21 protein-coding genes are annotated in these 25,540 nt (G+C 43.6%); 6 read left to right on the forward strand and 15 right to left on the reverse strand.

The genetic code is table 11. The annotated features are described in order from the left end of the window. Positions 1-78 precede the first annotated feature (78 nt). A complete protein-coding gene (locus D0X99_RS07040; RefSeq protein WP_119476909.1) occupies positions 79-1,533 on the reverse strand; it encodes an aldo/keto reductase in 1,455 nt (484 codons plus the stop codon). A gap of 8 nt (positions 1,534-1,541) precedes the next feature. Beyond that, entirely contained in the window at positions 1,542-3,023 is a 1,482-nt protein-coding gene (locus tag D0X99_RS07045) for an APC family permease (protein ID WP_119476910.1), read from the reverse strand. 475 nt (positions 3,024-3,498) lie between these two features. Between D0X99_RS07045 and pta the strand changes: the two genes are divergently transcribed. After that, entirely contained in the window at positions 3,499-5,589 is a 2,091-nt protein-coding gene (gene pta / locus D0X99_RS07055; RefSeq protein WP_119476912.1) for a phosphate acetyltransferase, read from the forward strand. A 208-nt stretch (positions 5,590-5,797) separates the two neighbouring features. Then, on the forward strand, positions 5,798-6,997 hold the full coding sequence (locus D0X99_RS07060) for an acetate/propionate family kinase (RefSeq protein ID WP_119476913.1): 1,200 nt from the start codon (positions 5,798-5,800) through the stop codon (positions 6,995-6,997). Between the two features lie 154 nt (positions 6,998-7,151). On the opposite strand, the gene D0X99_RS07065 is transcribed toward D0X99_RS07060, so the two are convergent. The 3 genes from D0X99_RS07065 to D0X99_RS07075 form a co-directional block, all read right to left on the reverse strand. Beyond that, complete coding sequence (locus tag D0X99_RS07065; RefSeq protein ID WP_119476914.1) at positions 7,152-7,667, reverse strand: nuclear transport factor 2 family protein; 516 nt, start codon at positions 7,665-7,667, stop codon at positions 7,152-7,154. A 171-nt stretch (positions 7,668-7,838) separates the two neighbouring features. Next, positions 7,839-8,867 carry a peptidyl-alpha-hydroxyglycine alpha-amidating lyase family protein gene (locus D0X99_RS07070; protein WP_119476915.1) on the reverse strand — a complete coding sequence of 343 codons (1,029 nt, stop codon included), beginning with the start codon at positions 8,865-8,867 and terminating at the stop codon, positions 7,839-7,841. Between the two features lie 77 nt (positions 8,868-8,944). Beyond that, a complete protein-coding gene (locus D0X99_RS07075) occupies positions 8,945-9,661 on the reverse strand; it encodes a hypothetical protein (RefSeq protein ID WP_119476916.1) in 717 nt (238 codons plus the stop codon). Positions 9,662-9,720: 59 nt separating this feature from the next. Between D0X99_RS07075 and D0X99_RS07080 the strand changes: the two genes are divergently transcribed. Continuing rightward, positions 9,721-10,368, forward strand: coding sequence for a KTSC domain-containing protein (locus tag D0X99_RS07080; protein ID WP_233553674.1), 648 nt, complete (start codon positions 9,721-9,723; stop codon positions 10,366-10,368). 264 nt (positions 10,369-10,632) lie between these two features. Here D0X99_RS07080 and D0X99_RS20515 read toward each other — a convergent pair whose 3' ends face one another. Next, a complete protein-coding gene (locus tag D0X99_RS20515) occupies positions 10,633-13,080 on the reverse strand; it encodes a toll/interleukin-1 receptor domain-containing protein (RefSeq protein WP_119476917.1) in 2,448 nt (815 codons plus the stop codon). A 642-nt stretch (positions 13,081-13,722) separates the two neighbouring features. Between D0X99_RS20515 and D0X99_RS07090 the strand changes: the two genes are divergently transcribed. Continuing rightward, on the forward strand, positions 13,723-14,565 hold the full coding sequence (locus D0X99_RS07090; protein WP_119476918.1) for a maleylpyruvate isomerase N-terminal domain-containing protein: 843 nt from the start codon (positions 13,723-13,725) through the stop codon (positions 14,563-14,565). A 641-nt stretch (positions 14,566-15,206) separates the two neighbouring features. Here the strand turns inward: D0X99_RS07090 and D0X99_RS07100 are convergent. The 4 genes from D0X99_RS07100 to D0X99_RS07115 all read right to left on the reverse strand — a co-directional run bounded on the left by D0X99_RS07100 (position 15,207) and on the right by D0X99_RS07115 (position 17,978). Then, positions 15,207-16,337 carry an NAD(P)/FAD-dependent oxidoreductase gene (locus D0X99_RS07100; RefSeq protein ID WP_119476920.1) on the reverse strand — a complete coding sequence of 377 codons (1,131 nt, stop codon included), beginning with the start codon at positions 16,335-16,337 and terminating at the stop codon, positions 15,207-15,209. A 25-nt stretch (positions 16,338-16,362) separates the two neighbouring features. Next, positions 16,363-16,554, reverse strand: a complete 192-nt coding sequence (locus D0X99_RS07105) for a hypothetical protein (protein ID WP_119476921.1) — start codon at positions 16,552-16,554, stop codon at positions 16,363-16,365. Between the two features lie 7 nt (positions 16,555-16,561). Continuing rightward, the gene (locus D0X99_RS07110; RefSeq protein ID WP_119476922.1) at positions 16,562-17,224 is read right to left on the reverse strand and encodes a peroxiredoxin; all 663 of its coding nucleotides are present in this window, start codon (positions 17,222-17,224) and stop codon (positions 16,562-16,564) included. 109 nt (positions 17,225-17,333) lie between these two features. Beyond that, positions 17,334-17,978, reverse strand: coding sequence for a Crp/Fnr family transcriptional regulator (locus D0X99_RS07115; RefSeq protein WP_119476923.1), 645 nt, complete (start codon positions 17,976-17,978; stop codon positions 17,334-17,336). A 280-nt stretch (positions 17,979-18,258) separates the two neighbouring features. Here D0X99_RS07115 and D0X99_RS07120 point away from each other — a divergent pair, with 280 nt between their 5' ends. Together D0X99_RS07120 and D0X99_RS07125 are read left to right on the forward strand one after the other, a co-directional pair. Beyond that, positions 18,259-18,504, forward strand: a complete 246-nt coding sequence (locus D0X99_RS07120; RefSeq protein WP_119476924.1) for a hypothetical protein — start codon at positions 18,259-18,261, stop codon at positions 18,502-18,504. Positions 18,505-18,703: 199 nt separating this feature from the next. Then, on the forward strand, positions 18,704-19,096 hold the full coding sequence (locus tag D0X99_RS07125) for a hypothetical protein (RefSeq protein ID WP_119476925.1): 393 nt from the start codon (positions 18,704-18,706) through the stop codon (positions 19,094-19,096). 118 nt (positions 19,097-19,214) lie between these two features. On the opposite strand, the gene D0X99_RS07130 is transcribed toward D0X99_RS07125, so the two are convergent. The 5 genes from D0X99_RS07130 to D0X99_RS07150 form a co-directional block, all read right to left on the reverse strand. Next, complete coding sequence (locus D0X99_RS07130) at positions 19,215-19,754, reverse strand: dihydrofolate reductase family protein (protein WP_119476926.1); 540 nt, start codon at positions 19,752-19,754, stop codon at positions 19,215-19,217. 150 nt (positions 19,755-19,904) lie between these two features. Beyond that, a complete protein-coding gene (locus tag D0X99_RS07135) occupies positions 19,905-20,627 on the reverse strand; it encodes a TMEM175 family protein (protein WP_119476927.1) in 723 nt (240 codons plus the stop codon). A gap of 439 nt (positions 20,628-21,066) precedes the next feature. After that, positions 21,067-21,822, reverse strand: a complete 756-nt coding sequence (locus D0X99_RS07140) for a Bax inhibitor-1/YccA family protein (RefSeq protein WP_119476928.1) — start codon at positions 21,820-21,822, stop codon at positions 21,067-21,069. 213 nt (positions 21,823-22,035) lie between these two features. Continuing rightward, complete coding sequence (locus D0X99_RS07145) at positions 22,036-23,073, reverse strand: hypothetical protein (RefSeq protein ID WP_119476929.1); 1,038 nt, start codon at positions 23,071-23,073, stop codon at positions 22,036-22,038. Then, a complete protein-coding gene (locus D0X99_RS07150; RefSeq protein ID WP_119476930.1) occupies positions 23,009-24,925 on the reverse strand; it encodes a DUF262 domain-containing protein in 1,917 nt (638 codons plus the stop codon). Before D0X99_RS07150 ends, D0X99_RS07145 begins: the two co-directional genes overlap by 65 nt. Positions 24,926-25,540 lie beyond the last annotated feature (615 nt).

A 25,540-nucleotide genomic window follows, 5' to 3' on the forward strand; every position in this document is an offset into this window, starting at 1 on the left:
ATCAGTCATCCGTCACTTGTGCTGAGCCTGCCGAAGCATCCAACATCCCGCTCACATACTCCCAAACTTCCAAACCCCTTAACTTCCCACCACCGCTTCCGCTTCCATTTCCACCAGATATTCATCTCCGATCAGATCGGCACGCACCATCGTATTGGCTGGCTGAATTCCTGCAAATCGCTGTCCATGGGCACGGGAGATTGGTTCCCATTGGTCGGCATTTCGGATGAAAATTCGTGTGCGAACCACATCTTCCAGTTTTCCCCCAAGTGACTGGATGGCGCCTTCGAGTTTGTCCAGAATGAAATGAGCCTGTGCGCCTGGATCAGTTCCTCCCATGGCTTTCGAACCATGTGTGGCGGTGGTGCCGGAGACCAGGATTCGGTTTCCTTTTCTCACCGCGCGGCTGAATCCTGCAATGTCTTCCCAGATCGTTCCGCTTAGGGCTTTAGTTCGGCCATCGGAGCCTTCCTTGGTCGGGTAGGGAGCAGGGAAGCTTTCCACATGATGACTCAAATCCCCAGAAGCCGTGAGGAAAGGTGGCTTGCGGTATTCGTCCCCGCAGTCACCCGGAATCGGTGTGAGTTCGCGCTGGATTTTTCGGATGGCTTCCCGATCCGATTCATCCAGTTCGAAGGAGAAAAGTTTCTGATTGTCTGCAATGTGGGCACTTTGCCCCAAGCGGGCTCCAATGATCACTCCACCCACGGCAGGCTGGTCCATGATCCATTTGCTGGCGACGTTGGAGATGCTGACCTGGTGCTTTTTGGCGAGGGTCTCCAAGGTCCGGAGGAGGGCCTGAAACTTTTCCCAGCCACCGGCCGCATCGATGAATCGCTTGTATTTCATCTGGGACCATGTCAGGGATTCATCCAGGACGGGTTCGGCTTTGCCCAACCATTTTTCGGATAGAAATCCTCCGGCCACCGTTCCGAATGCCAGGAGTTTTACTCCGTGCTTGAGGCAGAAATCCGACATTGTACCGCCTGCCCGCTGATCCAACAGGGAAAAACAAACCTGATTACTCACCACTTTGATCCCCGAATTGACCACGATGCTCAGGTGAGCGGTATCAAAATTGGTAAGGCCAAGATGCTTGATCAGGCCTTCTTCCTGGAGTTCCTGTAGCCAAAACATACTGTCCACCCAACTCGGATGGGAATATTGCCAGGCGTGAAACTGCATCAGGTCGATTGCCTCCGACTGCATACGCGTCAGGGCCAATTCCACAGCTTCCCGCACCTGAGATTTGGTGATCCGATTGGGAGAGGGCACCCATTTGGTGAACAGTTGGGAGGCGTCTTTTCCGTATTCTTTCCGGAATACGCCTGCAATTTCTTCCGAAGAACCGTAATGGTCCGCCATGTCAAAAGTGGTAAATCCGGCATCCACGTAAGCTTTCATGGATTTTGCGCCTTGGAAAGGATCAACTTTTTGGCCGTCCCGCTCCATATCAGCAATCTGCCAAAGTCCGGTCAGGGCGCGGCAAATGGTCAATCCGGGTGCGAGTTCGGTGTATTTTGAATGGTTCATAAGTGAGCTTATTCTGATGGAAGGGTAGAAAATCGGGTTTTGAGGTCCACGCCGGAGGACTGCATTTTTTTCCAATGGAAAAGAAAAAGCACCGTCGCCAAACTCATCACGATCAACCAAACAGGTGTGGAGTGAAAATACCAGGCGGAGACGCTGGCATTGAGGTCTTTCATGGTGTGGATGATCAGGAAAGCAGTCAGCAGAAACGTGCCACCGATACCGATCAAGAGCTGAATCAGTCTGGATTGGAAAATGCTGATTTGGGAAGCCAAACCCGGATTACGGATAGGGAAAAGAATCACGGAAATGCACATCAGTAAAAAATTGACCAACATGGAAGTGACCATGATGTCGATGCCCAGAAAGATGTCTCCGGCAAAGTGACTGCCCAAAATCCCGATCGTGGAGACCGCCCCACTCAGGATGATGGCCCGATGGGGAGTCTGATGCTTAGGATGGATTTTTGACAGTCCTCTAGGGAAAACACCGTCTTCCGCCCAGGAAAAAACCAGTCGCGAAACGGAGAGAATCATCGCAGGAAGGTCATTGACCAAGGCAACTGCCGCACCGAGCAGGATCAAAACCCCCAACTCGGAGGGTAGCAAATAGCTCAGCACGCCGGCTGCGGTGATGTCTTTTTCCAAGGCTTCCTGCGCCACAAACTGCCAAGGAACCGCATGATATACTGCGTAGGTAAATGCGATGTAAAACAAACCCACGCTCAGAATGGCCAATCCAATGGCGCGGGGAAGGTTTTTTGTTGGGTTTTTGGCTTCCCCACCTGCCTGTGCGATCGAGTCAAAACCGATAAAACTGGAGAAAAGCAACGCTGCAGCGGAAAGAAAAGTGGGCCAGTGAAAACTCGTTTCGTTGAGTTCCAGACTACGGCCTTCTTTTGCGGACAAGGCCGAAAGAAAGTCCGAATGGTCAAAACTCAATCCCGAAATGATTACTATCCCACCCAACACAAACATCAGAATCATCAGCGGAATCAGGGTCCGCTCGTAGAATTTTGCCCCGAGAATATTCACGTAAACAAAGACCCAAAGCAGCGCCAAAGCCAGACTCAGTCGAATCCAGGGTGTTTCCAACAGGGAAGCAATCCCAGTCCAGTCCAGCGCTACCGCCACATCCCGAAAGAATGGAACAACCACATAGGAAATCACTCCGATCACGATCGAGAGGCCAAACCACTGGGAAAAACTGGCAACAAATCCCAGATACGGATGAATAGCCCGGCTGGCATAGAGGTAAGAACCTCCGGCTCGGGGCATGGCAGAAGCCAAAATGATATAAGCCAAAGCAGCGAAAATCGCCGGTACTGCCGCGAACAGAAAAGCCGGAAGGACATAGGGACCGATTCCCGGCACATTCCGCTGAATCATAAACGGCACGATGTAAATCGATGCTCCGATCATGGAGCAAATCCCGGTGGCAGTTAATCCAAGAAGACCAAGTTGGCGGGTGAGGTGGGTGTTTGAAGCGCTCATTCGAATCGAAAGGAGGAAGATATAAAAAATGAGTTTGTGGTGATCAGTCTTCTGGTCAAAAGGGAAAAAATGTCCACAGTCGATGGTCGACAGCTTCAAAATTATCTTCTGTTAAATACAGATTTTATTTCAAAGTGGATTTCCCGAGCAACCTCTGATTCGTCTACGAACAAAAAGTCAGAAGACGCTGATAAATTGAAATTTCAGACCCAGCAATTTCAAATTTTGGTAGAATCTACAATTGGAAAGGTGAGGTGGGATGATTTGGCGGCGAGGGTGCGGTTGCAAAGTGCGGTAGGAGCTTAGCCAAATCTTGTCCCGAAAGCTTTCGGGATGGTCCTTTTGGATCAAGCCAAAAGGACAAAGAAATAATTCAAATACTGATGTCAACCTGAGTTTTATCAGTCTTTTTACCGTGAGAAAATGCCTATTTTGATCCGTCAAACCTCAATTTTGAAGCTTTTGAAGCCAACTTATGACCAACGCCATTTACCTCACCACCACAGAACCCTTTTCCGGAAAATCCATTTTTGCCCTTGGTCTGGTCAATCTGCTGGCCTCCAAAACGGATAAAATTGGCTATTTCAAACCCATCATCACGGTAAAGAAAAAGCAAAGAGACCGCCGCCTCGAGTTGATCAAGCAGCATTTCAAACTGGCTTTACCTTATGAGGATATGTATGCTTTTACCATCGAAAAGGCTTTTAAGGAGATCAACCGGAACAACGAAGCTGTCCTGATCGATACCATCATTGACAAGTTTCAGCGGATTCAGGAGAGTTCTGACTTTGTCGTCGTCGAGGGAACAGACTTCGCCGGAATAAGCAGAAATGTTGAGTACAACGGGAATGTTTCCATCGCAAAAAATCTAGGAATCCCGGCAGCAATCATTCTCAACTGTGCCCACAAGTCGGTTGCGGAAATAGTCGAACAGGCCATTTCCACGACCAATTCCTTTACTTCCAATGGAGTTCAGGTGTTGACTCTTGTGGCCAACAAAGCGGAGGTGGGCCATGAAAAAGAGATCTCCCAAAAATTAAAAGAAGCCTTATCCGAGGATATCCTGATCAGCACCATTCCGGTTCATCTGGAACTCAGCAACCCGACCATGGAGGAAATCCGGGATGCCATGGGCGCTACGGTCATGTTTGGGGAAAACCTGCTGACCAACCGGGTGGATCATGTCATTGTCGGAGCCATGCAGTTGAGAAATTTCCTCCAGCGCCTGAAAAACAATACCCTTGTCATCACCCCCGGCGATCGGGGAGACATAATCATAGGAGCCTTGCAGGCAAATATTTCCAAGAATTTTGGAAAAATTTCAGGCTTGATTCTTTCCGGTGGAATGCTGCCGGAGGATTCCATCGTCCAGTTGGTGGAGGGTTTGGAGACGGTCGTTCCCATCCTGCAGGTAGAGGAGGCGACCTTTGAGGTGGTGACCCAAGTGAGCAATATCAAGGCGAGGATTTCTGCGGATGATAAGGAGAAAATCGCCATTGCGATCCGGCTGTTTGAGCAGGGAGTGGATGAAAAAGCGCTGACCGATAAACTGGTCGCCTTCCACTCGGAAGTCCTCACTCCAAGAATGTTCCAATACCAATTGGTCAAGCGAGCCAAGTCCGCCAAAAAGCACATTGTCCTGCCAGAGGGTGAGGATGAGCGGATTCTGATGGCTGCCGATCAATTGGTCAAACAGGATGTGGTGGATTTGACCCTTTTGGGAAACCGTGAGTCCATTGGATTGATCGTGAAACGGCTCAATCTAAGCCTGGATTTAAATGCAGTGCACATCGACAGTCCGCTCAGTTCGGAACGGTACGACGAGTATGTGCAGACCTTGTACGAATTGCGAAAAGCAAAGGGAGTGACGCTCGAAATGGCTCGTGACCTCATGCAGGACGTATCCTATTTTGGAACCATGATGGTCTTCAAAGGCCACGCCGACGGGATGGTCAGCGGAGCCATTCACACTACCCAGCACACCATCCGTCCGGCGCTTCAGTTTGTCAAGACCAGACCGGGAGTTTCTACGGTTTCTTCGGTATTCTTTATGTGCCTGCCAAATAGGGTTTCGGTTTTTGGGGATTGTGCGGTAGTGCCCAATCCGACCTCCGAGCAGTTGGCCGATATCGCGATTTCTTCTGCCGAGTCGGCGAAAATGCTGGGTATCGAACCCAAAATCGCTATGCTTTCCTATTCTTCCGGAAGTTCGGGAGAGGGGGAAGATGTGGAAAAAGTCCGCAAAGCCACCGAACTCGTACGCGAGCGAAGACCTGACCTCAAAGTGGAGGGGCCAATCCAATATGATGCAGCTGTCGATCCCGAAGTGGGCAAAAAGAAAATGCCCAATTCCGAAGTGGCTGGCCAAGCCAGTGTCTTGATTTTCCCGGATCTGAATACCGGAAACAACACCTATAAGGCTGTGCAAAGGGAAACCGGAGCCTTGGCTATTGGACCAATGCTACAGGGATTGAACAAGCCGGTGAATGATCTGAGTCGAGGTTGCACCGTGGCGGATGTGTTCAATACGGTGGTGATCACGGCTATTCAGGCGCAGGAATCTTAAATCCCCCCGGCCCCCTTGTTAAGGGGGAGTCGCACTTAGCGGACCTCAATCATTTATTCAAAAATTTAAACCTTTTAGAATGGTCAATCTTAGCATTTCGCTTTGAAGTTCATAATTAGCCAATTCCCCCTTCTTAAGGGGGCTAGGAGTCTATCCCGACGAATGACGGGAGGATTTTGAAACCGACCAAACTCCATAATCTGAACCCATGAACATTTTTGTCATCAATTCCGGCTCCAGCTCGATCAAGTACCAACTCATTTCCATGCCAGAGGCCATAGTGATTTGCTCCGGAATGGTGGACCGGATTGGTCTGGAGGGAGCTAAGGTGGATTACAAGGCCTTTTTGGAATCGGGAGAGGAGCGAAGAACATTGGAAATTCCCGTTCCCGACCACGCTGCGGGACTGAAGGCCGTGGCCGATCTTCTGACCGATGCGGAAGTTGGGGTGATTTCCGACCCCGATCAGGTACATGTGGTTGGTCATCGGGTGGTCCATGGGGGAGAGGAGTTTTCCCAAACCCAGCTCATCACCGAGGAAGCCAAAATCAAGATCCGAGAGCTATTTCCACTGGCTCCGCTGCACAATCCCGCCAATTACCTGGGGATCGAAGTGGCGGAAACCATCTTTGTCAAGGCAAAGCAGGTAGCCGTATTTGACACGGCTTTTCACCAGACCATGCCTCCAGTTGCGTTTCGAATGGCTATTCCTAATGAGTTTTATGAAAAGCACGGCATTCGCGCTTATGGATTTCATGGCACGAGTCACAAATACGTTTCCGAAAAAGCTATCGAATTCCTAGGTAAAGCGGAAACCAAAATCATCACCATCCACTTGGGCAACGGTTGCAGTATGGCCGCAGTTAAAGACGGCAAGTGCATCGATACCAGCATGGGTTTGGGGCCAATGAACGGACTCATCATGGGTACCCGTGCGGGGGACTTGGACCAGTCCGTGATTTTTCACCTGGTCAACCAACTCGGCTATACGCTCGATAAGGTCAATGGAATTCTCAACAAGAAAAGTGGAATGCTGGGTCTGACCGGTTTCAGCGACATGCGGGATATCCGTAAGCTTTACGAGGAAGGGGAAAAAGCGGCGGTTCTGGCCTATGACATGTATGCCTACCACATCCGGAAGTTCATCGGGTCCTTCGCTGCGGTGCTGAATGGACTCGATGCGATTGTCTTCACCGCAGGAGTGGGGGAGAACGATGTCCTAACCCGCAAGCTGGTTTGTCAGGACATGGACTTCCTGGGTATCCGACTGGATCAGGGAAAAAACGAAGCCGGGGGAAAAGGAATCCGGGAAATCAACGCCTCCGATTCCCCTGTCAAAATCCTTGTGATCCCAACCAACGAGGAGCTGGAAATTGCACGGCAGTGTTTTGGGTTGTTGAATGATTGAACGAAGTTTGGGTAAACTCCCCCTTTTTAAGGGGGTGGGGGGATTTTTACATCAATCGTTAGTTCGTTTTCTACCCAATCTGCCCCATGATAATCGCTTATGGTTTGGAGGATGGGGTTAGATCTTGGGCATTATATTTTGAAAGCAGACAAAATCACTTCAAAGCATCCCATTCTTCTCGGGTCGCCTTGGATTTTTGATACTCCATCAAGCATACCCACTTGTCACCCTTTTTTACCAGCAAAGCTTCCAAATGCGTGTAACTCTCTGCAATTAGTTTGCCCTCGCTATCATGGGAAGTGAAATAGAAAATCCCTGTTTCGTGTGCCGTCGTTTCGTCGCCTATTCGTTGTGAAAAACGAAACGAGACGTTATCCATCTGCTTTCCTTGTTGGGTATCGAGAAATCCCTGTTTCCAACGTGCCAGGGCAGTGGACATAGGGTAGGAAAGTTTTTTCTCCCCAGTGGTAGTGACCAGAATGGCATTTTCGTGACAAGTAGCTGAGTAACCCTCAAAATCACCCTGTTTTACCGTTCTGGAAATCTCGCTCCAATAGGTTTTATCTATTTCCCTTTTCCGCAGGTCATCCGTATTAGACTGGCTTATCGCTTTTGTAGTTACAAAAAGAGCAAGGAGGATGAATGCGAAGAAATGGAGGGTTTTTATCATTTTAAAATGAGTTTATGGTTTAAAAATGGAGAAAATCCTGAGGGTATAAACTTCCAGATCCCCCAATAACGGGGTGGTGGATGGGTATTGGATTTATCCGGTGTTGAGGGATATTCCCGGCTTAACGATACCCATTTGCAGCACGAGTAAGGAGGAATTACCAACTGCCTTTTACTGGTTTTCGACCCCGGGTTTTATCCTGAATTTCCGGATTTTAATTCCATGGATGTCTCCCACGTAAATGTTTCCGGATCGGTCCACGGAAATATCGTGGTACCAGGATGGCGTTCGCGCATTGGTCCCGATCCCGCCAAATTTAAAAGCCACCTGATCATCGGCGCCGTATTGAAAGACCGTGGAGCCTTTGATCACCGTATCGGCAAAATCATAGTCAATGGCATACAGGTTTTGTTTCTCATCGATCGTTACCGAGGGTATTTGTGCCACATCCTCATTGTTCCTGATTTCATTCAGAAAAACTCCCGTGCTGTCAAACTTCTGGATTCGATTATTCTGCCGATCTGCCACATAGACATTCCCTTTATCGTCAAGCGTGATCCCATGCGGAATATCAAATTGTCCTTCCTGGTCCCCAAAGGTGCCCCATTCAAACAGGTAGTCTCCGGAAGGTGAAAATTTCACCACCCGACTGTTTCCATATCCATCACTCACGTAGAAAGAGCCATCCTTGGCAATGGCCACATCTGTGGGAAGATTGAAATGCAGGGAATCATTTCCCGGGGTTTTTGCCACCCCCAGTTTCATCAGGAGTTGACCATCCTGACTGAACTTAAAAACCTGATGTAGGCCTACATCCGTCAACCAGATGTTGTTTTCCCGATCCACAGTCAATCCATGGGGCATGATAAAAGAGTTTGCTCCCCAACTGTTTACCAGTTTACCTGTTTCGCTTTCAAGTTCCAGGATGGTGTTTTCCGAAATGAGTGAATCCGGAAAGGGTTCTGTCCATCGTCTGCTGGCCCGGTGAAAAACGAAAATATGCCCTTCCGAATCAATGCCGATACCTGTGGGTTGGCCTAACTGATATCCCGGTGGCAATTGAGGCCAATCCTCCACCAATTCATACTCGATTTTTCCGAGGTTATCCTCCGCAGTTTCATTCTTGGTTTGACAGCCATTTAGTACAGCAGCGATCATCGCCAGGGAAATTCCAAGCGATTTGATGTTCAATCTCTTCATGGAGTTAAAGCTTGATTTTTTAGGATATCCCAGATGTCTCACAGGATCGATCGTGGATTATAAAACCGGGCAGCCTTTCAGTAGAAAAGCTCAACATAGGTTCGGGCAAAGTTTTGCCATAAATCGCTGTAGCTGATCTGCCAAAGTACCTTACCTACCAGCAACACTGAGAACACTACAAGATAAGGTTTGAAGTCGTTTTTCTTCACCAGGTCATAACCCAGCAAAACCCCGACAATGACCAGATCAATCACATCGGTGGCGGTTAATGCTGCATAGAGTGAGAAATCAAAGCTGGCCATCAGGCCACGTCCTACACCCGGGCCAATGGCCAAAATGCCCGTAGCGATCATGTAGCGCATGTGGGCGGATGGTGTTTTGCGGTAGGCCATGGCCAATGCCCAAAAGATGGCGAAATTGACCAACCCACGGATATCCAAGACCATGGTTGCCAATAAATCTTTTTCAGGAGCTAATTCTACGAATCGATGGTAGGAACCTCTTCCAACCAGGAACATCGAAATGATAATCATAGGGCCTAGGACATAGGATACTTTGCCGATGCTTCGGTGAAGTTTTGCCTTTTTAAAATTGATCAGCATCGGTTGCACTACCAAGAGCGTCAACCAGATCATCAAGAGGGCACCGTGGATATGGATCACGGTGGTAGCGTTGGGGAAAGTGGGAAACTGGCTGGTATAAGACGTGTAAAATCCCCATTGGATACCAATTAAAATCAGGATAATGAACAATGCCGTCAGGCGATACGAGTTTCTTGCTGGGATACTAATCATGGCTGGTGGTGTTTGGGTGGTATATCCAATCTATTGATTTTCTTTGAGTTGATAAAAGATTGAGGAGTTTATTTACCGCATGGTTTCAAAAGCTCGATTCGGATCATTCAGGGCAGGTTTCCCTGGAAAGGGGAAAGAATAGTATTACAGATTCCACCCTGAACCCTGGGATTTTGCATGGCACCAAACCGGCTTTTCCATTCGGCTGGGGTAGCTGGAAATATATCCGTAGCTTTGCAGCTTCTAACAGACAAGCAATGAAGCGGATTAACGAGTTCAAGAAACTTTTTAACGTGGAGGGTCCCATTGACCTGAAGCAACTGAAAACGACCTACCGAACCCTGGTCAAGGAATGGCACCCGGACAAATTCCCAGCAGGAGACGAAAAAGCCCTGGAAGCTGAAGAGAAAAGCACCAAAATCATCGAAGGCTATCATTTCCTGGTGAGCATCGCCCCGGAGACCCATGCCGCCAATCTGGAGGAATACACCCAAACCATCACCCAAACGGGAATCGCCGACTTCCACTACAAAAACCAGGTGCTGGAAATCAGCTTCCTCGACGGGAATACCTACGAGTACTTTGGTGTGTCCAAAAACACTTACACCAAGTTCCTCAATGCCGACAATGCTTACCGCTTTGCCAGAAGGAATATCCTAAGCGATCACCTCTACCGGAAGTCCAAGAAGACCCTGGAGACGGTGTAATCATCCAACTGAACTGCAATAAAAAAGAGCTGAAGGGATAATCTTCAGCTCTTTTGTTTTTTGGTAGATGGTGATTCGACTCAGAATTGGTTACAAACTTCACTTAGTCAAGTGGCTATCTGGTAATCAGTTGAATAATCAGGAGTCTAAGCCTAGTGGGGGGAACTACCACCGACTAAAGTGCGGGATTACGCCTTGGCAAGGATTTGTGCTTCACTCAGTGGGGAACAGCAGATCAACTTTATACCAGCAGTTATAAAAAGCTTAATCAGGGTCAAGTACATCTATTACAGTAGGCGATGATACAATTGCCACTAGCTGATTGACGGTTTTCTCAGGATACTTTTGTAGCAATTGATTGACCTGTTGTGGAAAATTACTCAGCAAAAAAATCGCATCATATAGTTGGTTGTGGGTTATCTTAGGCTGTTTGGCTTTAAAGAATCGGAGTAAAGACCCCTCCTCATTTTTCTGTTGCAAATCAAACAACATGATTGCCTCCTGATACATAGAAGCTATTCCCTGCCAGTATTCGATTTGTCTTTCAGGATCATAATCACATAGAAAGCCATCTATCCAGTATTTTACAGAATGGGGATAACCTTCATAAATTACTGAGCGAATCAGTCGAACTCGCTGAACAAGCTCTTGTGGTAATCTTTCGTAATTCGGTTGGATATTCCCATCTATATCCCCGATATAGCTCTCCGTCATTTCCACATTGCCTTCCTTCACTTCATCATATTGGTTTTGATAGTTCAACTTTTTTTGAACAAATCGGGCGAGGTCAGGTCGGATAATCTCAAGTACCTGCATGGTTAAAGCAGGTATAGGCTGACCAGTATAATGGAGTCTTGAAGTAAAATCAAAATTATTCATCCATTCAGGTCTTTCTTCTGCAGCCAGTTTGTACCACAGCGTTATCAATCGGTCACCTTGCGTAGATTGGATCTTTCGCAAAAGTTCATATTCTTTCAGTGGCCATTCTTTTTTGATGAAGTGGGGGGATAGCACAACAATTCCAAATTCTGCCGATTCAATCCCTGTGAATATCGAATCGCCAAGGTTTTTACCAGGATTCAGCGTAAAGCTGTCGTACCAAACCTTTACTCCGTAATCCTTCAATGCCTCCGCAAGTGGACGCACGAATTCCGCCTTGTCTTCTGAAGCATGACTAATGAAAATGTCCCATTCCTTTGCCCATGGTCGTTCCTCATCTGTATGTAGAATTCCTTCTTGCAAATTTTCCTTTCCAACTATTTTGGAACCATCCCAAGTTTTAATCTTAGGAGTTAAATGTTTATCAATGTCTTTTCTGGAATTCAAGGCAGACATTTCTTTTAGGTAGTCATCATCGGGTTCAAAAAGTGGTGTCTGGGTATTGAAAAATAAAAATTCCGTAAAGTCAAGTATCCATCGCTCAAAACCTATGTTCATCTCTCTCAAGTCAGGCTGAGAAGTAATCCAAACTAATACAAAAGTGCGATCGGAAGAATATCCCGCCAGCTCCAAAAAATAGTTTACAACAAAATTGAAAAAATCTTCCTGACTATAGTTTGCAGGCATTGAATCCGCAAATAACTGGAAATTCTTACTCACTAAATCTAAAATCCAATTGTTCTCTTTTTCGTAAAGTGAACCCTGAACTTTTAAAAGGTTGGTATAGCGTTGCGCGATTTTGATTTCCTGAAACACGCAAGCCAGCTTCTCCCACTCCCCAACAGCAGTATACGGGTCGAGTTCACAGCTAAAACCATGTATCCAGGATTTCATCATTTGGCGATTGCCATCCAAAAAAGCAGCCCTGATTAGTCGGATTCGCTCTACCAGATTTTTGTCCAGCTCCTTATGCCTAACCGTTAGTGCAAAATCAGTGAATGCCGCTGCAAGGATTTTATTTTGAAGCAGCGAAGCCCATATTTTCTTGTGTAAAACACCTGAAGCAAGATCGGGTCTTATGATATCTGCAATTCCCTGCGCGATTGCTGAAATGTCCTTTGTAGCAGTATCAAATGCGAGTATCTTTTCGAGAAATTCGCTCGATGCCAACACTTCTGGTCTTGATATCGAATACCAAACTGGAATGACTTGAATTGAATCAGAACCGGCTTTGTTTAACATTTCTTCCAGTTCTTCTTTTGGCCAATTGGATGCAAAGAAACCGGGAGAAATTATCACGATGATCGCATTACTCCTGTCAGAGATGTCTTTGAAGGCAAAGTCAGATCGGTTGATTGGAATAGTATAGGGATCCGGATGAGTGCTTACACCAAGTTTATGGAGGGCTGCAAGAAGAGGGCGCTGCACATTTTCTATACTATCATCTGCGCAACAAATTATAGCATCATTGATTTTTGCTGATTTTCTGGAAAAAAGGGAATTGCGGAGACATTCATTTTGAAGATTTTTCAGCCAATCAATAACCGTTTTGTCTTTGCTATTTTCAACTCTTGTCAATAAAGCACAGACAAGTTCATATGCCTGGAGATAATAGCCGCAATCGGCAAGAATATTTGCATAATTGCCTGTTTTATAAATCAACTCCAGGTAAGGGCCTGAAAAAAAAACTAACCTTTCTTCTGCGCTTTTCCCTGACATCACCTGCATCAGCTCTTCGTAATAGGTAAGTGCCTGGAGATAATTACCCACTTCAATTGAAGATGATGCTTTCGCAAATAGTTCATGTTCCAAATAGTCAGAATGAATTTGCATAGCTGTGCTTTAGTTAACTTTTTACAATACTCCTATAGGGGACAAAGTATCAAAACAAAAATCAGGATTCTAATAATTTTAAAGTTGCCGTATTGGCAATGTGAGATCTAATTCATTTATAAAATTAATTTTCCAACATTTTGTAGTCACCTGTAAAAAACGCCCAATGCTTTCCGCTTCAACAAATTGACGATTTCGGAAACGAGGAAAGAATAGGTGGGTGGTATTTCGTCCGTTAATTGTGGAGGGATCCCATTCAGCAGGATGCTTACTTTTCACTCAGTCATGGGTCCTAGCCAACCGGAAATTGGAATGGGTAGTAAAGAATAGTTACCTATGCCCGGGCCTTTAATAGACTACACCCGGAAGGAGGCTGAAAAGTAAAGATTTTGGGAGCGATTTGGAAAAATCAGCGTGGTGCTTTAGTGGCGGCTTGGTGTCGGGAGCGAATTACACCCCGACAGCTGTATGGGATTGTTTTGATAGGAAGTCGTAGTTTCCAACCGAGACTTGGTTGAAGTCAAACTATCCTTTTTATTCTTATCCTTTCACTGAAAAATTTCAATACCCAATACAAGTCCAAAACCAATTTTGATTTTGAACTTTAAATTGCTTTGGGCTACTTAGGGAAAACCTTTTGGAATGAATAATTCGATCCCCATTCGCACCCGTCATTTGTTTCAGGAATTGGATGACCTGTTGATCCAAAAACTAAAAACCATACAAACTGATCAATGGGATGCTCCTACACTTGCCGGGAAATGGACGGTAAAGCATCTCGCAGCGCATCTCTTGGATGGAAATTTGAGAGCCTTATCGATGATTCGGGACGGATATTTTGGTGAAAATCCCGGACCGATTTCCTCCTATCAGGATCTTGTTACTTTTCTCAACCAACTCAATGCCGATTGGGTGACAGCCACCAATCGGCTCAGTCCCAAGGTCCTGATTTCGCTGCTGGAGTCTTCAGGTAAAGAATACAGAAATCTAATCAAATCTCTAAAACCTTTTGAAATAGCAGTTTTTAGCGTGGCTTGGGCTGGAGAGGAGGAATCGTTGAATTGGTTTCATGTCGCCCGGGAATACACTGAAAAGTGGCATCATATCCAACAGATTTTTACAGCGCTTGATCCCTCAGACCAAACCTTACTTTGTAAAAGGCTTTATCAGCCTTACCTGGAAACTTCCATGAGGGCTCTTCCTCATCACTACCGTGAAGTCAAAGCACCCAAGGGTACTTTGGTCAAGATCACGATTGAAGGGCAGTTTATCCAAACCTGGTGGCTCAAAAGGGAAGAAAAAGTTTGGCAGCTTCTGCCTTTTTCAAAGGTGGCCCCCAAGGTTCAACTCCATATTCCCGATAATCTGGCCTGGAGAATTTTTACAAAAGGAGTCAGTTATGAAAATGCCCTGAATTCAGTTCAGGTGATTGGGGAAGAGGATTTAGCGAAACCAGTACTTAAAATGTTGGCCGTGATGGCCTGATTGGTTTCCAAACTCCACCTAGTTAAGCGTCTAGTTAGAGGGGAGGAGTTTTTCACTCAAAGGCGCGAATGGCGCAAAGGATAAGGATTCTTAGCGGTTTGGCGTCTTTGCGAGAAATGATTTTCTGGCTAAACTTTATCACTCAGGAGATAAAGGGAACCTGATTTAAGACTTGACATAAGCCGGAGACGAACCTCTCCGGCTTTTTTGTGAAGTGCAGGACCAAAGGTGTAGGGTGGGTTAGGAGAAAGGGCCAGTAGATCATAAAATGAATGACTTCATTTGCCTGAAAATGCAAGTCCTTCGCCTCGGAAACCAACTTCATCGACGAAGGGCCGAAATTTTTTCCTGATTCGGGAAACCACTTCGCGGATTTGCCGAACTTTTTCACGGATTCGACGAAAGGGGCGAGCAAAACGGCAATCCTTTTTCCCGGATTCGCGAACCTGTTTCCGAAACCGATAAACTTTTTCACCAATCTGTCAAACCGGTTTGATTCCGAGGCGAAAAGGTTTGGAAAAAAGGTGAATTGAGGTACTTGGGAAGTGGGTAGGGGGACTAGGGCAGGGAATTGAATTACAAATTCAAAAAATAAAAAAGGTGTAGATACAATCCACACCTAGTCGGGGTTCTTACTTTTTTTAATTTCCAAACCAACGCGCTTTACGACTGCTCCCGAAATGCACTTTGTCAATGACCAGTTCTGGAGAAGCCTCATGATGAATGCCAAATGGCTTAGGGCCGGAGAAGAAATCAACATCAACCCGCGCTACTTGACCTTTTCCAAACTCAATGTAACAAGAGCCTGCACCGGTATAAGGGGTGTTATTTTCTTTTCCATGAAATTCCGCAATAATAGAAGCAGCAGCGATTTTGGCTGCTCCTTCAGCAAACACACCAGCCTTTGGTGTACCCACACTGGTGACATCACCGATTGCGTACACATTTGGGAATTTTGTGCGGAGGTTAGCTTTGTCTACCGGTATCCAGCCATTTTCTGCCAAGCCACTTTGCAATACCACATCAGGAGCAACATGCTTAGGTACTCCTAAAAGCAAATCACAGGGGAGCTCCGTTCCGTCATCCAGTATGACGCTTTTGTTTTCACCTACACTGCTCACTTTTCTCTCAGGGATGAAACGGATATTTCGTTCTTCAAATGCTTTTAACAAGGCTTTGGAGGAATCCGGTGATGGAGGGATAGGTAAACCGAAAGGTATAACCAAACTTATGCTACACGAATCGCGAACCCCGCGACTGGTTAGGTAATCGTGCAACATCAAAGCCGCTTCACTTGGGGCTGGAGGACACTTAAAGGGCGCACTGCATACCCCAACCACGGCATTACCTTTTGTAAACTGGGGTAATACATCACGCAATTTTTCAGCTCCCGAAAAACTATAGTACTCATTGCCCCAGGTTGTAAGGCCGGGTGTGGCCGCAAAGTCGTAATTGGCGCCTAGTGCCACCACTAATACATCTGCCTCGTATTTTCCAGTAGTGGTGGTAACCGTTTTTGTGACCGGGTCAATGTCAATAATTGTTTCCTTACGAAAGTTGACACCGTTTTTTATAACACTGCTATAAGGAATTTTTACGGCATTGGATGGTTTGTGTCCAAACATCACATCCAGCTTTGAAAAACCAAAAAAGAAAGAATCGTTCTGATCTATTAACGTAAGATCGAGCTGATCGCCAATGGCTTCTGAAAGTATGGTGCTCAATTCCAGACCACCAAACCCAGCACCTAAAACAGTTACCCGTAATTTCATAGTAATTCTTTAGCTGATTTCAATTTTACTTATTCCCTAAGAGTTTTAGTAAAGCAATCTGGCTTGGGCAATACCCAACAAGGGCCGCAGCGGTAAATCCAACAGTCGGTAAATAGATCAGCCAGTTTACCTGGCCGAAGCCGGTAAGATAAATACCTATCCAAAGTAGGACCGCCATAATGGCAAACCACAGACGCATTGTTCCAGTAGATTTCATGAGTAGCTTATTTGGAAGGTTGAGAAACAAGGCGCAGATAAGGCTTAACAGTTTTCCAGCCTTGAGGATATTTTTCTTGTGCTTCTTCATTTGAAACAGCCGGCACAATGATTACATCTTCTCCGTTTTTCCAGTTTGCTGGCGTGGCAACTTTATGTGCTGCTGTTAATTGCATAGAATCAAGTACACGCAGGATTTCATGGAAGTTTCGGCCGGTAGTCATGGGATACGTAAGCTGCAGTTTTATTTTTTTGTCGGGGCCGATCACAAAAACGGAACGCACGGTTTGATTCGTGGCTGCAGTTCTTCCTTCTGAAGTGTTCGGTTCTTCCTCAGGCAGCATGTCATACAATTTGGCAATGGCCAACGTAGGGTCACCAATCATTGGATAGTTTACGCTGACACCTTGTATTTCTTCAATGTCCTTTTCCCATTTCAGATGACTTTCTACCGGATCTACGCTTAAGCCAATAATCTTACAATTACGCTTTGCGAATTCATTTTCAATGGAAGCCATGTAACCGAGTTCGGTGGTGCAAACAGGGGTAAAGTCTTTTGGATGTGAGAAAAGCATTGCCCATCCTTCCCCGATCCAATCGTGAAAATGGATGGTTCCCTGGGTGGTTTCTGCAGTGAAATCCGGTGCGGTGCTGTTTAATCTTAAGCTCATGGTGTTTGTTGTTTTAGGTGTGTGAAATAATTAACAAGACAAATTTGCACCATCAAAAAAGGTAATGCGGTAACCCCTGTTACAACTGCATGTAACAGATGTTACAAACCTAAAAGTCTTTGAGCAGTTTGATCTGCTTGTTGTAGATCAGCAGTTTCTTGTCGTTTTCCAGTTTTTTCAATAACCTCGAAATCACCACCCGGTTGGTTCCAAGGTCGTCTCCAATTTGCTGATGGGTAAGATTGAGCACGGTAGAACCTGTAATCTTCGATTTCTCTTTCAGGTAGCTTACCAACCTTTGGTCCATGTTTTTAAATGCTACCTCGTCGATACATTTTATAATTTCTGTAAATCGGTTTAGGATAGTTGCCATCACATACCTTTTCCAAGAGGGATATTTCACCATCCATTCATCCATGACCTTCACCGGAAGACAAAGAAGGATGCTGTCCTCTTCTGCGGTTCCTTTGATTACACTGGACTGTGAAAGCATACTACAGTTAAAAGTCATCGCACAGCTCTCGCCTTCTTTGACGTAGTACAACAATAATTCCTGCCCTTCCTCATTCATGCGGCTGACTTTAATAGCACCGCTTACCAGTAGCGGAAGTGCCTTGATGGATTGACCCACGTTGAGCATGGTGGTGCCACTTTTTATTTCCATGAGCATCGCGCTTGCTTCAAGATCAGCAAGCAAGGCCGGCTCAAAAAATTCCGAAAACTTGTTCGTGTAATTTGACGGTTGACTTAGCATAGCTGTAAAATAAAAATTTTGTGAGCGATTTGGAAAAATCAGCGTGGTGTTTTAGTGTCGGTTTGGTGTCCGGAGCAAAGTGCATCCCGAAAGCTATACGGGATCGATTGGATAGGAAGGTGGTTTGCAAACTCCATCTAGTTAAACGTCTATTTGGTAACCAGTTGAAAAACAAATAATCTACGCTCAGTTGTGAGGAAGATCTCAAATTGTATTCTCTAATTTCCTGAAAAAATCTATCTTAGTTCAGACTCATTTTTCAACTCTAACCTTTTCAACCATGTACCGGCCAATCTATACCTTTCAGGAGGTCATTCAAATTAATGACCACGACTGGGAAAAAGCCCATTTCATGATTCAATTTTTCCAAGAGAAAGGTCTACTCCGCAAGGAGATCCGCGGACCAGAGGACATCATCTACCACTCCAGCCCCAAGCTGCACGACTATGACCTGATCTATGATCGGAGGTTCAAAGTCCCGGATCTTGAAGCTGAGCCGATGAGGGTGAAGAGGAACAGGATCTGAATCATGGGAAATCCTTGGATCATTTTACCAATTCTCATTGCGACCTAGATCATTGCAATCCTTGTTATGAGCCGATTTGGTAGGTATAGAAACCGCCGGATGGGTGACGGTAGAGGAAAATTTAGAAAGTGGTGGTAGGTTGAATGTTCATTGAATGAGACCACTAGCTAGATTGTCAATCATACACAAATTTATCAATATGATGGAACTAAAAGATTTTATCAAGGAAACCCTCACTCAGAGCGCCTTAGGTGTAAGTGAGGCTCAGGAATCACTTCAAGATTCAGGGGCAATCATCGCTCCACAACTTACAGTAAAAAATGAATCCTCCTATTCAGTTCGAAATGATGGTTTTGGAAAGCAGGCGGTTAATGAAATCAAGTTTAATGTCGGGGTAAGTATTCAACAAAAGGAAGGCAACAAAACATTCATTGGAGTAGTAACTGGGTTTTTGAGTGCCGGTGGTCAAACTCAATCTGAAAAGGGAAAGGAAAGCATTTCTAAAATTGAATTTTCTATACCTGTGGTATATCCACCAGGTGATGTAAGTGAAATGCCTAAACCAAAAAAGTTTGGAATTATCAGAAAGTAAAAAAGCGGCACTGAGCCGCTTTTTCTACACCGCGTAGTTCCTGCCTGTCCGAATGCCGATCTCCACTTTTTGGATTAAGTTTTCTTTGAATCTTTGTGACTTTAATTGAGTATTCCGCTTATTCTGTATAGATCACCGAAAAAGTCATGATCTGTAATCCGTTTTCATAGGTGGAGGAATCAAGCAAGTCTAAGCGGTACTTGGAAGTTGAATTTCCAAAAAGTTTAACTCCTTCCCCAAGGATCAAAGGATTCAGTTTTAGTTTCAGAAGATCTATTTTCTGATGATCCAAAAGCCAACCTGCAAACTGTCCTCCACCACAGAGGTAGATGTCCGTTCCTTCATCCATTTGCAGTTTGGTAATTTCGTTTAGGTCGAGCTTCTTTACCTGTACCCGTGGATCGGGATTTTCAAGTGTTAGGCTGTTTGAAAAAATGTAATGCTTCATATGAGGGTAAGCGGGTTTTCCCGGTTGGAGGCCGTACTTATAGCCAAATTCATAGGTGCTTCTCCCCATTATCACCGTGTCGAAATGGGCCAGGTCTGCTAAATATTTGTCGACACCATTTCCACCTGATACAAATCCACTGATGTCCTCATTCAATCCCGAAATGAATCCGTCAATGGAACTCGCGACGTAGTAAACTATTTTTCTCATCTCTTTTTATGGTTTGTTGCCGGACCTTATCCTGTTGATTTCCATTCGCCCCGGTTTGTGCCTGCCTGTACGAAGACAGGTTTCCACTAACCGGAACCATTTTTTGAATCTTTCAAGCAAGTGAAGACACTTACTTAGGCCGTTGGAAAGTCAGGGATGCTGAAATTCTTTTGATTTGTTTTTGAATTTGTACTGCCAAAATATCATCAAAGGGGTGTAAAGGATGTAAGCCACTCCACCTGCTACTGAGGCCCATAGAAAGGAAAATTCATTGATTACAACCGTCAGTACTATGGAAAGCAAGGGTACAGCAAACATGATCAGCAATCGATTTTTCTGTGATTTTGTATAGAATTCTTCGTAAGCATTGAGGTTGAATTCTTCTTTCAGTCTTAAGGCCCTATGGTAGAATAAGTACAGGATAAAATAGAGTGCAAAAGCAACGAAACCGTAATACATCATGAGGTAGGGAACCTGCTCGCCTTGAATATTCACCGCTATTTCAGTATTGAAAAAGAAGTTGGTGAGGAACAAAGTCAGAAACCGCAGCGGATACACGTAAAAAATAACCAAGGCGATAAAGACTGTATTTAATACTGTGAGTCCTGTGTTGTTGAGGGTATAGATTTCCGAAAACTCCAAATGCTCAATCCAAATGAAAATGATGAAGGAAATGCTGATGAGGAAGGCCGGTAGCGTTTTGGTAAAGGTCAGTAAGTCTTCGAATGAATTTGGATTGGTCAGGTTAAAAATGAGTAAGGTAATCGCAATCCCAAAGACGGCGTCAGTCAGGTTGTCAAGCCTTGACGCATTTTCTCCGCGATAGGTTATCCTTGGGTCATGCTGCCTGTTTTTTAATACCTCGTTTCTCATGGTTGATTGTTTCTTTATCACTCTCGCCAACTCTACATAGGCAACTCTTTCGCAAGGAATGCTTCATTGGAACCATTCCACAATAGGTGCGGGAAATTCTGACTTAGCTTCCTCTGGGTTGATTTTTAAGCCTCGGTACTTTCTGCAAAAAATGCCTGTCGGTTGGCCTATCCCTAAAAATCTGTTTTAATATAACCGCAGGAGTCCATTCATTCAAAACAGATTCCCAAAAAGTTTTCCGGAAAAGGGTGAGTTAAGAGGATAGAAAGACGGTTGACAAACTCCACCGAGTCAAGCTTGCGGTGGTTAACCAGGATGATTATCAGTCATCCCCTAGTGAGGGAACTGAACTTACACTCTGGACAAAAATGTCTATGAAGCTTGGAAATTCAGCTATCGCAAATACTTGTGCGCGGTTCTCTTTGAGTCGATTGGTTTATTATTTTTTTCTGGACTTTGCGAGTAGTCTTAATATCTCGACATACAACCAAATGATTGTAACCATAAGTCCAAATGCGCCATACCACTCCATGTATTTAGGTGCTCTACCTTCTACACCTTGCTCTATAAAGTCAAAATCAACAACTAAATTCATGGAAGCAAGAACAACTGCGAACAAACTGAAAATTATCCCGCCTGTGTTGTTCTCATGAATAAAAGGCAATTCTACACCTGCGAATGAAAGTCCGATGTTTACAAGGTAATACATTGCTAAACCACCAGTCGCAGAGGCAACTATAAGTTTAAAGTTCTCCGTAGGCTTAATTATTTTCAGCTTGTAAATGATAAGCAACACCATGCAAATACCGAATGTTAGCAAGAGGGCTTGCATGACTATACCGGGAAAATTATGATTGATAGCTGCAGAAAATCCACCAAGACAAAGTCCTTGAAGAATTGCATATACAGGAGCTAAAAATGGAGACCAGTCCATATTGAAAACGATTATGAAAGCAAGAATTAAGCCTCCTATAGTTCCTGTCCAGAGGTAAGGAGTAATGGTTGCAAAGTCCAAGGTCGTGGTAAATAGGTTCCATGTATAAAGAGCTGGAACAATAACGGCTAGTAAAAGTAATCCTGTCTTATTAACCGTGCCTTGCAAAGTCATTATGTTTTCGTCTCCTTGAACAACTTTCTCAAGGTCATTAAAAGTGTCTTTGGTAAGGGCAGGATTTCCAGATTTAAATAGTGCCATATTTATTTTGTATTTGTTTGTCCTAATTGATTTTCAGCAGTCAGTTTTAATTTACCACTGCTATCCTAGCATGACTGCTAAAGGTCCGTAGCTAAGAAACTTGGGGCATGTCGGAGTGATTACTTATCCACCTTTGATAAAGTTAGCTCAGGATCAACCTTTCCGTTACTGCTAACTGTCCCATGTTTTCCTAGGGTTTGTTTCCAGTCGGTTTTATTTTATTTCTACCCTTTGACTTGTTTTTGTTACCAATTCATTTGTGATAATTAGATCCTCTACTCCGACTGATATTTTCATTTTTAGATCAGTTCCGTAATCTTTTAAAAAATTGTATTTGGTATCGTAAATGGCTTTACCTATTCCTTTTCCTTCAGCTTTAATTGCAGCTGTTTCTTGATCCATATTTAATTCAATCTTTTGATTTAAATTAAAATAAGCAATAGTATCTTTAACTTCATCTAATGTATAAGTGGTGGAAATTATTATATTGACGCTAGCTAAATCTGCAACAGGAATTGTCATAGGTATAACTTGATTAAACGAATCGCCAATTTTCATTGGGTCTTCTGGAAATGGGATATTTTGTGTGACTGTTTCCAGAGATGATTTAATTATATTTTTTGTAGCATCATTTACTTTATCACTGATTATATTCAGAACTTCAACTTGACCATCACGATTATATTTTCCTTCCACAATCAAACCTGTCATTGGATTTTCTCTTTCTTCTTTGTTTCCATTTTGTATAGTTGTGGTATTTATGGACTTATAAAGTATTGTATATAAAAAGCTTTCATCTTCTTGTTTCTCCCCGTTTTTCATTTCGGTTTGAATTTGAGTTTGGGTAATACTTTCAATAGGAAATTCAAATCCATTTTCTTTAATCTTCAATATTCTTTCTTCTGGTCCTGATATGTTCATAATGTTTTTTGAATCAGTGGAGCTTGTCGTAAGATACTCTTTTTCAGGTAAAAATCTTGACCTAAAACTGACTTCTTGGCCTTTAGTGCCTGATGTAATTGCCACCAATAGCAAAAGAGAAAAAAATTTCTTCATATGTTGTTTTTTAACTTGCACATAACGTTTTGCGGCTTGGCGTAGTGGCGGATTTTTAGCACAAAAGTTCAATCGAAGAACTGCACTTGAACCTACCACAAAACTGTCATACGAAGCACTGTACCCGCCATTATACCAAACCGCTGTTAGCTGCTGGGCTTCTGTCGTATATTTTGTTGATGATATAGTCTTCATAAAACAATGTTTTCTCAATGTCGTCTTCTGTAAAATTTAGTCCGCTAATTTTTGTTTCAAGAAATCTGAGCATCTTAATTCCACGTTCTGCAATTTTGTCTTTTGCCCAAGTATCGTGTGAACTTATATCTATTTCGTTATATGAGCCTGTTCTAAAACGTTCTTTTTTGTCTTTCCAGCTTTTATTACCCAATGAAGAATTTTTTCCATTTTTAAGAATTGTCAAGTTGCCAAGCGTATTTATGAGAACTTTTCTCGCTTGCTCAATGTCGTCCGCTGCTAAACCATCTGTGAAGCTGTTCACTGTGTCTTGCCAATTGTCCCAAAATTGTTGAGGAATAATGTGCTCAATTGTTGTTTCATAAAAGTCGTCTATCGTTACTTTGTCGTTGGTTTCTTTTGCTTTTTGTTTTAGATACTCTTCATATTCAAATAAGAAGTATTTCAAGGCTCCCCAACGATGAAATCCTTTTGCACCTCTTTCATAAGTGAATAAAGATTTGAATGATTTTATAATATTTGGAATAGCAACAACTGTGTTTAAGAGGTCTTCTTGCTTTTTGTTTATCCCTTCAATTGTGTCTTCTTCATTGTAAATATCTCTTGCCCAAGATGCAGTAGTCCTTTCGTCCATAATCCAAATTCCAGGAACTCGATTCCTAAATAGAATCTTTTCTAAATTCTCAAATGTTTTCGTTTGAGTTAAGATGTCATTTGATTTTAGGAGAATTAGAGCAAGAAAAATTTTGATGTCTTTACGGCTGTCAAGAGTTAAAATTCGCTTTATCAATTTAGAATTTGAATTGTGAACTTGATACCAAATTGGTGCTAACTCTGAAAGTTTTAAGATGTAATCATCTATTTTATTGTATGTAATAGGTTCTTCTTTTTTACCACTTTCATCTAAATCATATTTTTCTGGCTTGTTACAGAACATTTGAAAAACCTTTTCTTCTGCAACTTTCTCTGAGAATGTAGATTCTACTGGTTTTCTGTACAAAGATAAATGTGCTGATAAAAACATATCTTCATCAAGAATTTGTTCGGGATTTTGTGCTAAACAAGTATAGATTTTTCCCCAAGCATCATTTATTTTTTTTCGTAAAACCTTTTTGTCTTCGTCAGGATTTGTAAGTTTTTCCGTTAGATAAATAAGTCTGTTTTTTAGTTTTTCGAGAGTTGAAAGCGGTTTGCCTCTGTTGTTCATAGTTTCAAACACTGCTTGAACGTCTAAATCTTTTTCTATGGTTCTAATGTCAAATTGAAGTGCAGTCGTGATTTTTTTGAACAATAAGTTTTTTTGTTCGTCATCAAGTTTGGAAATTTTCTCTCTAAAGAAACTTTTAGCATTTGCTAAATTCTTGGTGTAGTGATTTAGGTGTCCTTGATTAAGGACTACCTTATTGTCTTCAAAAATAGAATGATGTAAAAAATTGTAGTTTTTGTCTGTAAAAGCATAGCTGAATTTGTATACTTTGCTTTCACCTGACATATTTGGTTCGTAGATGAATGTTTCAATTAGTTTGTCCTTTTTCTTCTCGGCATAACCGATTTCAGTAGCTTTTAAAAGCTCGTATAGCAAAATGCTGATTGTTGTCAATCTTTGCTGTCCGTCAACAACATTGAAAAATTTCACATTTGATAACCAACTATCAGTTTCCGCTGGTTTTGTTTCTTCAAGAAAAATTGTCCCTGTGTAGTGTTTTTTTAGTTCGCCATTTACGGCTGGGATTTCATCTAGGTCGTCCCAAAGTTCGCCAAGTTGCTTGTCTTCCCAAGCGTAACCTCTTTGGTAGTCTGGAATTCTAAAAATTTTTGTATTAAATAATTCAGTTAAGTTTATTGCTGACATATTTTATTTGTTGTTGTCTTAATAGCCTTGCAGCTAACTTGTTTATTTATAGATCTTTTGTTCACCTATTTTCCTGATTTGGCTGCATTGGTGCACCTTTTCGTGTGATTTTCTTTCTCAAGAACGTTCTAAATCCTTCTTTCCACAATACCCAATACAGGGTATTTTTCGATGATTTCTGTTAATATAAGAGCCGAAGGATTTATCCCTCGGCTCTTTTGCCCCGGTTTGCGCCTGCCTGTCCGAAGGTAGTTCTCCACGTACCGGAACCGTTTATTTTCATTATTCAAAAATCCCCCTTGCCCCTCCCGATAACTTTCGGGAAAAAAGGTGGAGCTACCCAAAGCTAACCGGCATCCCTCAAATTTGATTGGAGCGCTCAGGGTTTCCCTGCCAAATAATTGGGTAAATCAGCTTTAAACCAAAAGTGCCTAAGGATTTCTCCCTCCGCTCATTTTTTCTATTTGTTCTCCAAACTCTTGTGCAGAGCTTGGCGATTGAGCTTGGTTAGGGAGCTTATCGAAATATGTCGAAGCATCCGAATTCCCTTAAACACAACAATCACACCTTCCCCAAATACACCGAATCCGAAAGCAGGGATTTACCGGTTTTGAT

Origin of the sequence: Algoriphagus lacus (assembly GCF_003583985.1) — a bacterium.
GTDB classification, from domain to species: domain Bacteria; phylum Bacteroidota; class Bacteroidia; order Cytophagales; family Cyclobacteriaceae; genus Algoriphagus; species Algoriphagus lacus.